The 15705-nt window shown below is 29.0% G+C and carries 11 protein-coding genes; all 11 read right to left on the reverse strand.

Annotation, left to right across the window (positions count from 1 at the left end; translation table 11 throughout):
- Positions 1-159: 159 nt before the first annotated feature.
- Positions 160-510 carry a hypothetical protein gene (locus tag H9I45_RS02290; protein ID WP_088353555.1) on the reverse strand — a complete coding sequence of 117 codons (351 nt, stop codon included), beginning with the start codon at positions 508-510 and terminating at the stop codon, positions 160-162.
- A 193-nt stretch (positions 511-703) separates the two neighbouring features.
- Positions 704-1888, reverse strand: coding sequence for an aspartate aminotransferase family protein (locus tag H9I45_RS02295; RefSeq protein ID WP_088353554.1), 1185 nt, complete (start codon positions 1886-1888; stop codon positions 704-706).
- Between the two features lies 1 nt (position 1889).
- Positions 1890-3509 carry an OstA-like protein gene (locus tag H9I45_RS02300; protein WP_228455017.1) on the reverse strand — a complete coding sequence of 540 codons (1620 nt, stop codon included), beginning with the start codon at positions 3507-3509 and terminating at the stop codon, positions 1890-1892.
- A 573-nt stretch (positions 3510-4082) separates the two neighbouring features.
- The gene (locus H9I45_RS02305) at positions 4083-5354 is read right to left on the reverse strand and encodes an adenylosuccinate synthase (RefSeq protein WP_088353552.1); all 1272 of its coding nucleotides are present in this window, start codon (positions 5352-5354) and stop codon (positions 4083-4085) included.
- 63 nt (positions 5355-5417) lie between these two features.
- A complete protein-coding gene (locus H9I45_RS02310; protein ID WP_088353551.1) occupies positions 5418-5867 on the reverse strand; it encodes a Fur family transcriptional regulator in 450 nt (149 codons plus the stop codon).
- Positions 5868-5939: 72 nt separating this feature from the next.
- Positions 5940-8159 (reverse strand): RelA/SpoT family protein, encoded by a 2220-nt coding sequence (locus H9I45_RS02315; RefSeq protein ID WP_088353550.1) that lies wholly within the window; start codon positions 8157-8159, stop codon positions 5940-5942.
- A gap of 68 nt (positions 8160-8227) precedes the next feature.
- A complete protein-coding gene (locus H9I45_RS02320; RefSeq protein ID WP_088353549.1) occupies positions 8228-9460 on the reverse strand; it encodes a M48 family metallopeptidase in 1233 nt (410 codons plus the stop codon).
- Between the two features lie 83 nt (positions 9461-9543).
- Positions 9544-10287, reverse strand: a complete 744-nt coding sequence (ppgK, locus tag H9I45_RS02325) for a polyphosphate--glucose phosphotransferase (RefSeq protein ID WP_088353548.1) — start codon at positions 10285-10287, stop codon at positions 9544-9546.
- A gap of 115 nt (positions 10288-10402) precedes the next feature.
- The gene (locus tag H9I45_RS02330) at positions 10403-11194 is read right to left on the reverse strand and encodes a TrmH family RNA methyltransferase (protein WP_088353547.1); all 792 of its coding nucleotides are present in this window, start codon (positions 11192-11194) and stop codon (positions 10403-10405) included.
- Between the two features lie 198 nt (positions 11195-11392).
- Positions 11393-12688 carry an amidohydrolase family protein gene (locus H9I45_RS02335; RefSeq protein ID WP_088353546.1) on the reverse strand — a complete coding sequence of 432 codons (1296 nt, stop codon included), beginning with the start codon at positions 12686-12688 and terminating at the stop codon, positions 11393-11395.
- 8 nt (positions 12689-12696) lie between these two features.
- Positions 12697-15663 carry an amidohydrolase family protein gene (locus tag H9I45_RS02340; protein ID WP_176397536.1) on the reverse strand — a complete coding sequence of 989 codons (2967 nt, stop codon included), beginning with the start codon at positions 15661-15663 and terminating at the stop codon, positions 12697-12699.
- Positions 15664-15705 lie beyond the last annotated feature (42 nt).

Genomic DNA, 15705 nt, shown 5'->3' on the forward strand with positions numbered 1-15705 from the left:
ACGCTTCAATTTAGAAAACGTTTCATAAAAATTCTCATTTTAATAATTAATTAACAGCTTTAACATAAAAGAATATATTTTTAACTTTTGTATAAAAAAGAACAAAAAAAAACTGTAGAAAGAAATCTTACTACAGTTTAAAACTTTTAAAGAACGTGCTTATTTTACATTTACTTTTAAAGGCATTATATAAATTTCTCCTTTTTTAATTCCTTTAGCAACTACTTTTTTGTAATTTAATTTCTTTTTAAGAAAACTATTTAATTCAGAATTTTTCGAACTTACAGATAAAACTACCACTTCGTTTTTATTGTTTATTACAAATGAAACTTCTGCAGTTGTTATTTTTTCAACTTCAATAGAAATTTTATTACCTATAAAGGCAACTATTTCTGTTCTAAGAGCTTTTGTTTCTTTGTTCGTTTTTGGATCTATATCATTTGCAGATGCAGAAAATACAGTTGATAAACTAATTGCGATAATAGCGATAATTGTTTTAAAATTTTTCATAATTATAAGTGTTTTGGGTTAATGTTATATTGAAGAGACGCTGTGATTCTAAAAACGTTTCAATATAAAATTGACTTTAATATATAATTAACAAACAAATGATTGAAGTGTGAAAATTTAACAGTTTTATGTTAAAATATAAAAATGAACAAATATTACGTATGTAATTTATTGATTTTAAGAAACTTGTTATTTATTTTTCAATAATTGAATTTAAAGACTCTACAATTATTTTACAACCTTCTATTATTTCATCATCTGAAATTGTTAGTGGTGGCGTTATTCTTATAGCTCTAGTTTCAAAAAGTAAGAAAAATAAAATAAGTCCGTTTTCTAAACATTTGTGAACAGTTTGAACTGCTAATTCAGGAGTATCTAAAATAGCTGAAAGCATTAAACCTTTTCCTCGAATTTCTTTTATTGCAGGATGTTTTAAATGTTTTCTGATGATTTCTTCTTTTCGAAGGCTCTCAGAAGTTAAATTCTTGTTTAATATTTCTTTAACTGTAGCTTCACCACCTGCAGCAATTACTGGATTTCCAGCAAAAGTAGAAATATGGCCTAATTTAGGATTGTCCTTTAATAAAGACATATATTCGAAAGAAGAAATAAAAGCACCAATAGGCATTCCACCACCTAAACCTTTTCCTGTAATAATTATATCTGGAATTACATTATAGTTTTCGAAACCCCAGAAAGTTCCAGTTCTACCAATTCCTGTTTGAATTTCATCTAAAATTAAAAGAGCTCCAACTTCTTTGCATTTTTGTTTTACCTTAGATAAAAAATTATTTTCTGGTTCTATAAATCCAGCACCACCTTGTATGGTTTCTAAAATTACAGCAGCAGTGTTTTTCGTTATTTTATTTATTTCTGCTTCATTATTAAACTCAATAAATTTTGTACCAGGTATTAATGGTCTAAAAGCTTGGTTTTGTTTTTCTACTCCAGAAACACTCATAGAACCCATTGTATTTCCATGATAGGAGTTTTTTGCAGCAATTATCTCAGGTCTATTTGTAATTCTTTTTGCTAATTTCAAAGCGCCTTCAGTAGCTTCTGTTCCAGAATTTGTTAAGTAAACAGCGTTTAAATTTTTAGGTGAATTATTTGCTAATAATTTGCATAAATTTACCTGTGGTTTTTGAATAAATTCACCATAAACCATTACATGAGCATAAGTATCTAGCTGGTTTTTAATAGCTTTTGTAACTTTTGGATGACAATGTCCTAAACTATTTGCGGAAACTCCAGCAACAAAATCTAAATATCTTTTTCCAACAACATCGTAAATATAACTTCCTTTCGCATTTGAAATTTCTATAGCTAATGGGTATGGAGAAGTTTGCGCTTGATATTTTAAAAAATCAGATTTCATATTATTGATCTTTTCTTGTAGGAAGATTTGTTTTTTTTGATTTTTTCTTAGATTTTGGCTCTAAAACAACCTTAGGCTTAATAATTTCTTTGTTATTTTCTTTCGGTGTTTTATTATCTTTTTTAAAAATATCTTCTTTCTTTTTGGGTTGTTCGCTTTCTCGCCAAATAAAACCACTTAATTTTTTTACGTCTTCAGGTAATTTTGATGGTGGATAGGTAATGCCTTCAGAACGTTTTAAATACTTAATAGTTTCAATTTGTCCTTTTTCTAAAATAAATTCAATATTACTAGAAATTTCTTTAGTTATGGTTTCTAAAACATTTGTTTGTTCGTTTCTATTAAAATAAACTGACTCTGCATTACCTTTTACCAAGAGTAACCGTAATTTATTATCTTTAAATTTACCAAACATGTTTCTTCCTTTAATTTGATTAAAATCACTATCAGATAAAGAATCTTTAGAAACTATAAAAGAGTTATTTAAAACCTTTAAAGAGTCTAGTTTTTCAGTTTCTACATTAGTTAATAAATGAATTGTATCTCCAGTGATTTGATTAGCATCAGACCATATTACTGGATCTCTAAACATTCTTGTTAATCCAGTTGTTTGATCTGTATGTATCGAATCGCATTTTCCTTGTAAATCCGATTTAAAAATCTTTACATTATTATAGGTTCTAATCACACGATTTTCCGGTTTTCCGGTAACTAATAATGTATCTCCATGCACAAACATAGAATCTTTGTCTATAATTGAAATTGCCACAGCTCGATCTACAATAAAAAGCGAATCTTTTAATTCAAAAATTTCTGCATAATTTCCTTTTGTTACAAAATTCTGAACTGTATCTATAACCTGAATATTATTTGTAGCCGAAGCAAAACCTTTCTTTTTGTCGTAATACAAACTATCTCCTTCTACAGTTCTTTCTTTTAAATAGAGTTTTGCATTTTTTACAAAATAAGAAATATCTGTTTTTGTGTTGTAAAAACCTCTTTCACAATAAATTTTATTCTCGTTTTGTGTATTTGTGATAGTAGAGGGTCCATACAAGTATGCCAAACCAGAATTCGTATAATAATCTAGATGATTCGATTCTAAATTATGTTCTGGATTTACAACGGTTACTCTTGTAGTTGCTGTAAATTTTTTAGTTTCTAAATAGTAGTTTCCGTTTTTACTTTTTAAAGTATTTGTTGGGTCTTTAATGGTTGCAAAACTTCTATAATACAATTTCTGATTTAAACGATCGAACTGTAAAGTATCTGTGGTAAGCGTCATTGTAGGGTCTTTTAAAACTACATTTCCCCAAGATAATGCTTGTTTAGAATTGGCATCGTAATCTGTATAATCGCTATTTTGTGTGATGGTATCTCCTTGTTTTATAACAACATTGTCTATTGCTTTAAAGAAGTTTTTATCTTTATAATACAATGCTTGTTTACAAGTTAATACAGCACCTTCATGTGTCATTTTTACATTTCCAATTAACACAATCGCTCCTGGATATTTTTCTTCATCTACACTTTGGTATTCAGCACCATAAACCATTTTTTTCCCTTGGCTAAAAGAGCTAAATGAAATAGTTAAAAGAAGTAAAAGGAGTAATCTTTTCAAAATATATGATTTTTCACAAAAATAATGAAAAGAATATGGGTATCTATTAAAGAAAAGTGAAATTTATTTTATAAAAATAGGATAAAATTTGGAGTTGTTTTTTATTGTTCTTATAAATTATAATAAATAAAGAAAAAGTGAAATATCCTTCGAAATATTTAAAGAAGAAATGCAATCTTAAGGCTATAAAATTTAGATATTATTATTGATGATTATTTAAAATAATAGTAAAGAAAACTTCCAGAATTGAAATGCATATTCTTTTTTTAAAATGAAGTTATCGAAAACTAAAGAGAAAAAGATTGTTTACACTAAATAAATATATCTTGTTTCTTATGATTTAAAAGTAAAAGAAGATAGTTTTATGATTAACAAAAAATGACAAAACAAGTAGGATAAAAAAATAATTGAATACTATTTTTTTTAAATAAGTAATACAAAATACTATCATTTAATAAAATAGAGTAGTGGTTATAGATAATATTATAATTGTATTTAGTTAGTTTTTAAAATAGAAAAAGCATCTTTTATAATTTAAAAGATGCTTTTTTTTAATCTTTATTTTATATAAAACTATCTATTAATTGTCTGTTTTCTATCTGGCCCAACAGAAACAATTTTTACAGGAACTCCAGTTTCTTTTTCAATAAAAGCAACGTAGTCTAATAAGTTTTTAGGTAATTGATCTGCAGAAGTCATTTTTGTTAAATCTTCTTCCCATCCTTTAAATTCAGAGTAATTTACAGAAACATTTTCCGGTTCGATATTATAAGGGAAATGAGAAATTTCTTCTCCTTTATAATTGTAAGAAGTACAAACTTTTAAGGTTTCGAAACCAGAAAGTACATCTCCTTTCATCATCATTAATTGTGTAACCCCATTTACATCTACAGCATATTTTAATGCCACTAAATCTAACCAACCACATCTTCTTGGTCTTCCTGTTGTTGCACCAAATTCATGACCAACTTTTGCCATTGTTGCTCCATCTTCGTCAAATAATTCTGTAGGAAAAGGTCCAGAACCTACTCTTGTTGTGTACGCTTTAAAAATCCCAAAAACTTCTCCTATTTTGTTTGGAGCAACACCTAAACCTGTACAAGCACCTGCTGCTGTTGTATTAGAAGATGTAACAAAAGGATACGTTCCAAAGTCAATATCTAGTAAAGATCCTTGTGCCCCCTCAGCTAAAATCGTTTTCTTATCTTTAATAGCTTGGTTTAAATACTCTTCACTATCTATAAATTGTAATGTTTTTAATTTATCGATTCCTTTTCTAAATTCAGCCTCTAATTCTTTTAAATCATATTCAATTTTAACATCAAAGAATTCTAACATTTTTAAATGCTTTTCAGTTAAAGCATCGTATTTTTCTTTCCAGTTTTCTAGCTCTAAATCTCCTACACGCATTCCATTTCTACCAGTCTTGTCCATATAAGTTGGGCCAATTCCTTTTAATGTAGAACCAATTTTTGCTTTACCTTTAGAAGTTTCTGAAGCCGCATCTAATAACCTGTGTGTAGGTAAAATTAAATGTGCTTTTCTAGATATTAATAATGTTTTAGTATAATTAATTTTATGCTTATCTAAGTTCTCTAACTCCTTTTTAAAGATTACAGGATCTATTACTACACCATTTCCTACAACATTTAATGCTGTTTTATGAAAAATCCCAGAAGGAATAGTGTGTAAAACGTGTTTATGTCCGTCGAAAATTAAAGTATGCCCTGCATTTGGACCACCTTGAAAACGAGCAATAATATCATAATTTGTTGTTAGTACGTCTACAATTTTTCCTTTTCCTTCATCTCCCCATTGTAATCCGAGTAATAAATCTACAGCCATCGGTTGTTTTAATTAGTTGTTTGTTGTTTTTATTTAAGTAAGTGACTTAAGTCTCTTGTTATGTTATTCTTTATTCTTTTTTGTTCCGTAAAAATAAAGAGAGTGATTTTTAATATCAATATCAAAAATATCTTCTATAGTTTTTTTAATAATTTGAATTCTTGGATCGCAAAACTCTTTAACTTCGCCAGAATCTGTAAAAATTACATGATCGTGGTTTTTATCGAAATAACTTTTTTCGTAACGTGCCATGGATTGCCCATCAAATTGATGTTTTCTTACCAAACCACAATCTAAAAGCAAATCAATAGTATTATACAAAGTAGCTCTACTAACTCTGTAATTTTTATTTTTCATTTTAATATAAAGCGATTCTATATCGAAATGTTCTTCTGCCGCATAAATTTCCTGAAGAATAGCATAACGTTCAGGTGTTTTCCTGTGTTTGTTTTCTTCTAAATATGTGGTAAAAACGTTTTTAACTACTTCTTGATTTTCAAGAGAATTACTCATTAACTTAAAATTTTACGAAACAACAAATTTACAGTTATTTCTGAATAAATTTATCTTTTTTAAAAATGATATTTACAAAGTATTAACACGTTCTACTTTTTTAACACCATCTACTTTCTGAATGCTTTTAATTAATTTGTTTAATTGTGAGCTATTCTGTACACTAAGGCTAATTTTACCATCGAAAACACCTTCGTCTCCAGCAATATTTATACTGTGAATAAAAACATTATTACTACTCGAAATAATTGAAGTAACCTTTGTTACAATTCCTTTATTATCTACACCACTAATGTTTAAAATTGCCTTAAAATCTTGCTTTGTAGAGTCAATCCACTTGGCTTTCATAATTCTGTAAGCATAGTTAGATTGTAGAGAAATTGCATTGGGACAATTCTTTTTATGAACTTTTATACCTTCATTAATTGTTAAAAAACCAAAAACTTGGTCACCAGGAATTGGGTTACAACATTTAGACAGTTTATAGTCTAATTTTTCTTCTTCTTTACCAAAAACTAAAGCATCGTATTTGTTAGTAACTTCTTCTGAATCTATATTTTCTTTCGAAGAAGGACTTCTTCTTAATTTCGTTTTAAAGAAATTTAAGAACGTACTATTTCTTTGAGATACAAATGCTTTTAATTGTGTATTATCAATCGCACCATTCCCAAACCTGAAAAATAAATCGAAACTGGTTCTTAATTTAAAATAAACGACTAGTTCATTAACAATTTTATCGTTAAAAGTAATTTTTAAATGACGTAATTTTCGCATTAAAATTGCTTTGCCTTCTTCTGCAATTTTCTTTTCTTCGTCTTTTAGAGCAGCTCTAATTTTTGTTTTAGCCCTTGCTGTAATTACAAAATCTAACCATCTTGCATTTGGTTTGTTGGTAGAGCTTGTAATAACTTCTATTTGATCTCCACTTTTTAAAGTATAACTTAAAGGAACCAATTTTCCGTTTACTTTTGCGCCTCTACACTTTAAACCAACATCTGTATGAATCGAAAATGCAAAATCTAATGCAGATGCATCTTTGGGTAACGATTTTAAATCTCCTTTTGGTGTAAAAACATAAATTTCTTTGGAATATAAATTTAGTTTGAATTCCTCCACAAAATCAACAGCATTTAAACTTTGGTTTTCTAGAGATTCTTTTAGTCGATTTAACCAAGATTCTAAACCACTTTCGTTGGTATTTCCTTGTTTGTATTTAAAATGTGCTGCATATCCTTTCTCCGCAATTTCATTCATTCTATCAGAACGAATTTGCACTTCTACCCATTGTGCATCTGGGCCTACAACAGTAATATGTAATGCTTCGTAACCAGTAGATTTTGGTTGCGAAATCCAATCTCTTAATCGTGAAGGATTTGGTTTAAAATAATCTGTTACAATGGAATAAATTTTCCAAGCTTCAAATTTTTCATCGGTAGAAAGTGGAGTAAAAATAATTCGAATTGCATATTTATCATACACTTCCTCGAAAGTTACATTTTGATTCCTCATTTTCTTACGAATGGAATAAATGGATTTAAAACGACCTTTTATTTCATATGCAAAATTCTCTTTATCTAAACCACTTTTTAATGTTTCTGCAAACGTCTCTAAATATTTTTGTTGTTCTTCTTTACTTTCTTTAATCTTGGTTACAATATCATTAAAAACTTCTGGTTCTGTGTATTTTAAACCTAAATCTTCTAATTCCGTTTTAATATTATACAAACCTAACCTGTGTGCTAAAGGTGCATAAATATATAATGTTTCTGATGCAATTTTTACTTGTTTATGGGCAGGCATTGCGTCCATTGTTTGCATATTGTGCAACCTGTCTGCAATTTTTATTAGTATTACTCTAACATCATCATTTAAAGTTAAAAGCATTTTTCTAAAATTTTCTGCTTGGATAGAAGCATCTTGTGTCTTATTCAAACGAGAAATTTTAGTTAAACCATTTACAATTCTGGCAATTGTTTCTCCAAACAATTGTTCCATATCGTCAATTGTAAAGTCGGTATCTTCTACAACATCATGTAACAGTGCTGCCGCAATAGAAGTGGCACCCAAACCAATTTCCATGGCTACAATTTTAGCAACAGCAATTGGGTGATAGATATAAGGTTCGCCTGTTTTTCTACGTTGTTTAGAATGTGCATCCAAAGCAATGTCAAAGGCTTTTCTTATTAGTTCTTTGTCTTCTTTAGATAAAACTTCATAAGTTCCTTTTAGCAAATCTTTGTAGCGATTTGCAATTTCTTTGTTTTCTTCTTCTATGGTAACATTATACTCCATAAATTGCTTGTAGATAATGGTTTTTAATCTAAAGTGAATTTAGGAATAACAAACGTAAGAAACAAATGTTAAGATTCTAAATTTTGAATTCTTTTTAATAAAGTAGGGTGTGAATAATGTACAAATTCATACGCTTTATGAGGCGTTAAATTACTTAAACTATTCTTAGAAAGCTTCTTTAATGAAGTTATTAATGGCTTTGACGCAAATGTTTCTTTGGCGAAATCATCTGCTTGATATTCGAATTTTCTGGAAATATAATTCATAATTATTCCAGTAATTTCTGAAATTGGCGAATATAAAATCCCAAAAGCAATTAAACCAATATGAAAACTTGGAATCTCTACTCCCAAAGCTTCCGATAATATTGGAGAATTTATAAATAATGATAAAATAAACAACGTAAATCCTGTTAATAGAATAGAAGTAATCAAATTAAAAATGATGTGTTTTTTCTGATAATGACCAACTTCATGCGCTAAAACTGCAACAATTTCTTCGGTTTCTAAATCGTTAATTAAAGTATCGAACAACGTAATTCTTTTTTGAGAACCAAAACCAGAAAAATATGCATTTGCTTTTGTAGAACGTTTAGAACCATCAATCACAAAAATATTATTCAATTTAAAACCGACTTTTGCAGCATATTTTTCAATGGCAGTTTTTAATTCTCCATTTTCTAAAGGCGTTTGTTTATTGAATAATGGTACAATTAATTTTGCATAAAACATATTCATAAATAATGAAAAAACTGCAACTAAAATCCACGAATAAATCCAAAAGTTTTTTCCGGTAAGTTGATAAAACCAAATAATAAGTGCTAAAACACCACCACCAATTAGAATTGTCATTAACCAACCTTTTAATTTATCTAACCAAAAAGTAGTTTTTGTAGATTTATTAAATCCAAATTTTTCTTCAATCACAAAAGTTTTGTAATAGGAGAGAGGTGTAGTTAAAATATCTGAACCTAACATTATAACTCCAAAGAAAATAAGTGCCACCAAAATAGTATTGTCTGTAAAACTTCGTGCAAAGTTGTCTACATATTTAAATCCATCTGCAAAAAAGAAAATTAGCATTAATATAAATGAAAAGGTAGAAGTTATGTTCGAGAATTTTGCATTTGTCTTTTTGTAGGCTTGAGATTTCTTGTATTCTTCTTGGTCGTAAACATCTGCTAATTTCTCAGGAATTTTATCGTCGAAATGTTTTTCATTTAAAGAATCTAAGATTTTATCAATAATAAAATCGACTACTAATATTGCAATTAATACGTAAAATAGAGTAGTGGGTTGCATTTTATTTATTTTTCTTGCAAAATTGCAATTATTTATAATTTTAATTCAATACCAAATTAAACAATATTTAAATTTGTATTAAACTATTTACTCATTTTCTTAGCATACATTGCAGCTCCAATAATACCAGCATTGTTTCTAAATTCGGCAACCTTTACAGGAACATCTGTGGTTAAGTGTTTTTTAAAATCGTCGTATTTCTTACTAATTCCACCACCTAAAACAATTAAACTTGGTGTAAAAACAACTCTAATATATTCTAGCAAAACGTCAAATCTTTTTGCCCATTCTTCTAATTTTAAACCCTCTTTTTTTCTGACAGAATCTGCTGTGTAGAATTCGATAATTTCGCCATTGGTATGTAGCATTTTCCCAACCTCTAAATTTGGAATTAATTTTCCTTTATAAAACATTCCAGAGCCAATTCCTGTTCCAATGGTAACCACAATTACAACTCCTTTTTCTTTTTTTGCTACTCCTAAACTTACTTCTGCTAAACCAGCTAAATCTGCATCGTTACTTATATAAAAAGGAAGTTTACATTCTTTTTTAAAAAGCTTATCAACCTTTACATTTAACCATTTAGGACTCAAATTCCCAGAATGAATGCATTTCCCATCTACTATTGTCGTAGGAAAACTACAACCCACTTCTTTTTTCCATTTAAAATGCTGTATCATTTCTTTTACAACTTTCGCAACAGCTTCTGGAGTTGCAGGTTTTGGAGTTGCAATTCTGTGTCTTTCTGAAAGTAATTCACCAGTTTTTGTATTTACAATTGCTCCCTTAATTCCAGAACCACCAATATCAATTCCTAAAACACTCATTTTACTATATTTTATAATTAATTTTCTAAATTACTAAATTATTTTAGATTTAAATAGTTGAAATTTCAATCCATAAACAGTATTTTTCTTATAATATTAATAAGAACTTCAATATTTAAAAATTTCGTTGTCTTTTTGCTTCAAACAAAATAATAGCGGCAGAAACAGATACATTCATAGAGTCTATTTGACCTTGCATTGGAATATTTATATTTTGTGTTGCTGCATCTCTCCATTGTTCTGTTAAACCTGTAGCTTCTGTTCCAACAACGATTGCTGTAGCTTCTGTATAGTTTTCCTTATGATATTCATTTGAATTTTGCAAAGTTGCAGCAAATATATTAATGTTGTTTTTTTGGAGAAAATTAATAATTTCTGCGGAAGTTCCTAGTGCAATTTCATTTGTAAAAACACAACCAACACTAGATCTTATAATATTAGAATTGTACAAATCGCTCTTAGGGTCTGCAATAAAAACAGCATCTAAATTCGCAGCATCTGCAGTTCTTAGAAGAGCACCTATATTTCCTGGTTTTTCAACACTTTCTGCTATTAAAATTAAAGGATTTTTATTTTTGAATTTGATGTTTTCCAATGAGAAATCTTTTGCTTTTGTAACAGCTAATATTCCTTCAGTAGAATCTCTATAAGCTAATTTCTGATATACTTCTTTTGAAATAACAATTCTATTCACGTTTTCATTAAAAAGTGCTAAAATTTCTTTTTCTGAAATGATTTCTTCCACGAAAAGAATCGTGTCAAACTCATAATTACCTTTAATAGCTAAAGAAATTTCTCTTTTTCCTTCAATAATAAAACGCCCGATTTTTTTACGTTCTCGCGATTTATCTTGTAACTTTTGAAGTTCTTTAATGTATGAGTTATGAATGCTCGTAATTTCTTTCATAAACACAAATATACCTAATTGTAGGTATAGGAGGTAAAGAAATTATTCCAATATTTGTAATGTAATAATTAGTTAGTCTTTTATAAATTATTTGAAAAAGAAAAAGTTGCTATGAAGAAGAACTCGTTAACTATTATTACATGTTAACTGTTTTTGATTGAAAAGGCTCGCGAATAGCGAGCCTTTTTTAATTGTATATTATTTAGATTTGTATTTATTGGAATAACGTTTCCAAAGTTTGGTTTGATGTGATTCTAAACTTACATCTCTACCTTGTATAAAAGCTTTTGAAATGATATTGGTTCTCATATCCAATGCATCTCCTTCCGAAATAAATAGGGTAGCGTCTTTACCAACTTCTAAAGTTCCTACAAAACTATCGATTCCTAAAATTTTAGCATTATTGTAAGTGATTAATTTTACAGCTTCTTCTTTATCTAAACCATGTGCTGCAAACGTTCCTGCATAAAAAGGTAAGTTTCTAGAATTCATTCGTTCCATTTGACCTTCCATGCCCAATCCAACTAAAATTCCTTTGTCGGTTAATATTTTAGCTATTGTATAGGTATAATCGTAAGCATCATCATCACTATCTGGATTTCTGTGAGGTCTATCCAATATTACTGGAACATTATTACTAACTAATATTTCAGAAATATTTTCTGCTCCTACTCCGTGAACAACTACTAAATTATTAATGCCTAATTTCTTCATTTCTGTAATGGCATCCGTAATTTCCTTTTCTCCACTTGCATGAAGGTACAATTTAGTGTTTCCATTAAACAAACCTTTTGTAGCTTCAAATGGAAGGTTTTTTGGAGATTTATCTCCTGCTAAATAATTTTTAGCATCAGAAAAATAAGAAATTATTTTATTAATATTTTTCGAATAATTTTTATCTGGTTTTAATGCTGGATCTTCTCCTAACCACCATCTTCCAGATGTAAAACTAGTAGGCCAATTCATATGTATAGCATCGTCTGTTTTAATGCTTGCATCTTCCCAATTCCAAGCATCTAATTGTACAATTGAAGATGTTCCAGAAAGTGTACCTCCTCTTGGAGTAACTTGTGCCATTAAAACCCCATTAGGTCTCATAGATTCTACAACTTTACTTTCTGCATTGTAAGCTATTAAACTTCTAATATGTGGATTCATAATACCAATTTCTCTTTGGTCGTCACTTGCTTTTACAGCATCGATTTCTACCAAACCTAGAGTTGCATTAGCTGCAATAAATCCTGGATAAATATGTTTTCCTTTAGCATTAATAATATTTCCTTGTCTTGCAATTTTCATCATTGCGCTTCCAACAAAAGTAATTTTACCTTCGTTAAAAATAATTAACGAATTCTCAATTACTTTTCCATTTCCTAAATGTGCAGTTGCGCCTTCAATAGAAAAAGCAGTTGTTTGCTTATTTGCTGGTGTTTGTTGTGCGTTTATGTTTCCTAATAAACAGAAAAACAATAAACTATAAATTATTTTTTTCATCATTTTTTCTAGTTTTTAAGTTCTTCTAAAGTATCACAGTGAAAGTTTCGGTCTTTTCTCTTCATTGGTGCTTGTGTTTTACCACCACCCAATTTGTCTTTCAACATCATATTAATTAACTTACTTTTTTCTGCTTTAATTTTTTCTCTTTTTTGTTGATCTATTTCTCTATCGAAAAATACTTTTCCTTCAACAATTGTTTTCTCTGCTTTTGCATAAATAGACATTGGGTGATCGCTCCAAAGTACAACATCTGCATCTTTACCAACTTTAATACTTCCAACTCTATCATCTATATGCAAAAGTTTTGCAGGATTAATTGTTACCATTTTCCAAGCTTCTAATTCGGTCATTCCACCATATTTTACTGTTTTTGCTGCTTCTTGGTTCAAACGTCTAGACATTTCTCTATCATCTGAATTTATAGCCACTAAAACTCCAGCATTGTGCATTATTGCAGCATTGTATGGAATGGCGTCATTAACTTCGTACTTGTAAGCCCACCAATCTGAAAAAGTAGATCCTCCAACACCATGTTCTGCCATTTTATCTGCAACTTTATATCCTTCCAAAATATGTGTAAATGTGTTAATGTTAAAATTGAATTTCTCTGCAACCTTCATTAACATATTAATTTCTGATTGTACATAAGAGTGACAAGAAATAAAACGTTCTTTATTTAAGATTTCTGAAATCGTTTCCATTTCTTCGTCTTTTCTATATGGTTTACCACTTTTCTTTAAAGCATCATATTCTTGAGCTCTTGTAAAATAGTCTGTAAACATCTGTTCTACACCCATTCTAGATTGTGGAAAACGAGTTCCATTTGGACTTCTAGATTGTTTTACATTTTCACCTAAAGCGAATTTTATAAATTTAGGCGAATTATTATAAATCATTTCATCTGCATTTTCTCCCCATTTAAGTTTAATAATTGCAGAACGACCACCAATAGGATTTGCAGATCCATGTAAAATTTGTGCAGAAGTTGTTCCTCCAGAAAGATTTCTATAAATATTAATATCAGTTGGATCTACAACATCTTCAATAGTTACTTCTGCAGATGAGTTTTGTGCCCATTCATTTATTGCAGAAGCAGCAATGTGCGAATGTTCATCTACAATACCAGCTGTTAAATGCTTTCCTGTTCCATCAATTTCAGTGGCACCTCTTGCTCTTAAATTCTGCCCGATTTTAGAAATCTTACCATCTTTTAATAAAACATCTGTATTTTGTAAAATTCCTTCGTTTTCACTTGTCCAAACAGTTACATTTTTAATTAAAATTGTTTCTGTTTTTGGTTGTTCATAATTTCCAAAACCAATATTTGGATAGGTTACTGGAACTACTGTAAAGACCTCGTCTTTCGATTTCTTATCTTTCTTTTCCTTTTTAACGTTTGATTTCTTCATTAATTTTGAAGCTGAAAAATAAGATTCGTTTCCATTATTGTCATAGGCAGTTCCTTGGATAAGGTTGGAAGCATTCATTATTTTCCCAACCAATCTTGTATAATTTCCATCTTCATTTAAATTGATAGATACCCAATCATCGCTAAAAGAAAATTTAGATTTTATTTTTTTATCACCTAATGTTACTTCACCTTTTTGTTTAGATCCTTCACCAGTAATAGTTAAAGTATAATCTTTATTATTTACAGATAATTTATATTCACCAGTAATATCGCGAATATTCATATCGCTTACAACATTTTTCTCTCCTTGTACCCAATTTTCGTAAATCGTAGTTTTCGAATCAAAAACATCTCCAGAAGTAATAATAAAGTTAGCATAACTTCCATCATTTAAATTACCAATTTTATTGTTTCCAATAATATTTGCAGGAATTGTTGTTAAAGAAGCTAATGCTTTTTCTTTATCGAAACCATACTTAATTGCTTTTTGCAAATTTTTGTGAAAAGAGGAAACAGATTTTAAACTATGAGTTGTTAAAGCAAAGTTTACTCCATTTTCCGACAAAACCTTTAAGTTAGTAGGTTCTTGATTCCATCTTCTCATGTCTCCCAAAGAAACTTGATTTGCTAATAAAGGATTTGAAACATCATATGCATTTCTAAATTTAATTGGAATAATAAAATTAGCATTTGTTGCTTTAATATCATTAATTCTTTCAAATTCATCTCCACTACCAACAATGGTATATTGTACTCCAAACTCGTCTCCAACTTTATCTGCTCTTAATGCATCTAAGTGGTTTTCAGTTTCAAAAATTTGAACTAAATTTTTATTTTTATTAAATGCTTCTAAAGCCAAATCTTTGTTTTTCATATTGCCTTTTGCATACCATGAGGCATCATTGTAGACTTGACGTAATAAAGCCATTGCACCCATTCTAGAACCTGGATATAATTGTTTTGATTTACTACTTTTAGAAAAAGAAAAGTACTGAGCAGATTTTGTATCTAAAATTCTATAAGAATTAGAAGAATTAGGGTTTAAAGCAATTAATAAACCGTTTCCACGAATAATTCCATCATATAAATGGGTGTTAACAACTCCAAAGCCTGCCTTAAGAAGTTCATTAGCCTTCTTATTATCAAAATTAAATTCTCCTATTGGATTTGTTTCTGGTCTTATGTGATCGTTCCAATAATAACCTTGACGTTCAGATGCATACTGGCTTCCTCCAAATCTTCCAGTACTTCTTTTTGGTTTAGTAATACCAAAATTTGAATAAATATCAATAAAAGAAGGATAAATTGTTTTACCAGAAAGGTCTATAATTTTAGTTCCATCAGGAATTTTTACAGATCTGCCAGCTTCTACAATTTTGCCATCTTTTACCAATAAAGTACCTTTTTTAATGACTTTTTCTGGTGTAATATAAATAGTTGCATTTTTAAAAGCAACCATTGTGTTTGCTGTCGTTTTTACTCCTGCATCTGTTGGGAAATAATCTTGCGACTGCAAAGAAAATGCCAACATTAACGAGAAGAATAAGAGTAGTTTTCTCATATAGTTCGAATTAGTTAAAGTTAAATTAGTTGCTAAATTTAA

The sequence above is a fragment of the Polaribacter haliotis genome, assembly GCF_014784055.1.
In the GTDB taxonomy this organism is placed as follows: domain Bacteria; phylum Bacteroidota; class Bacteroidia; order Flavobacteriales; family Flavobacteriaceae; genus Polaribacter; species Polaribacter haliotis.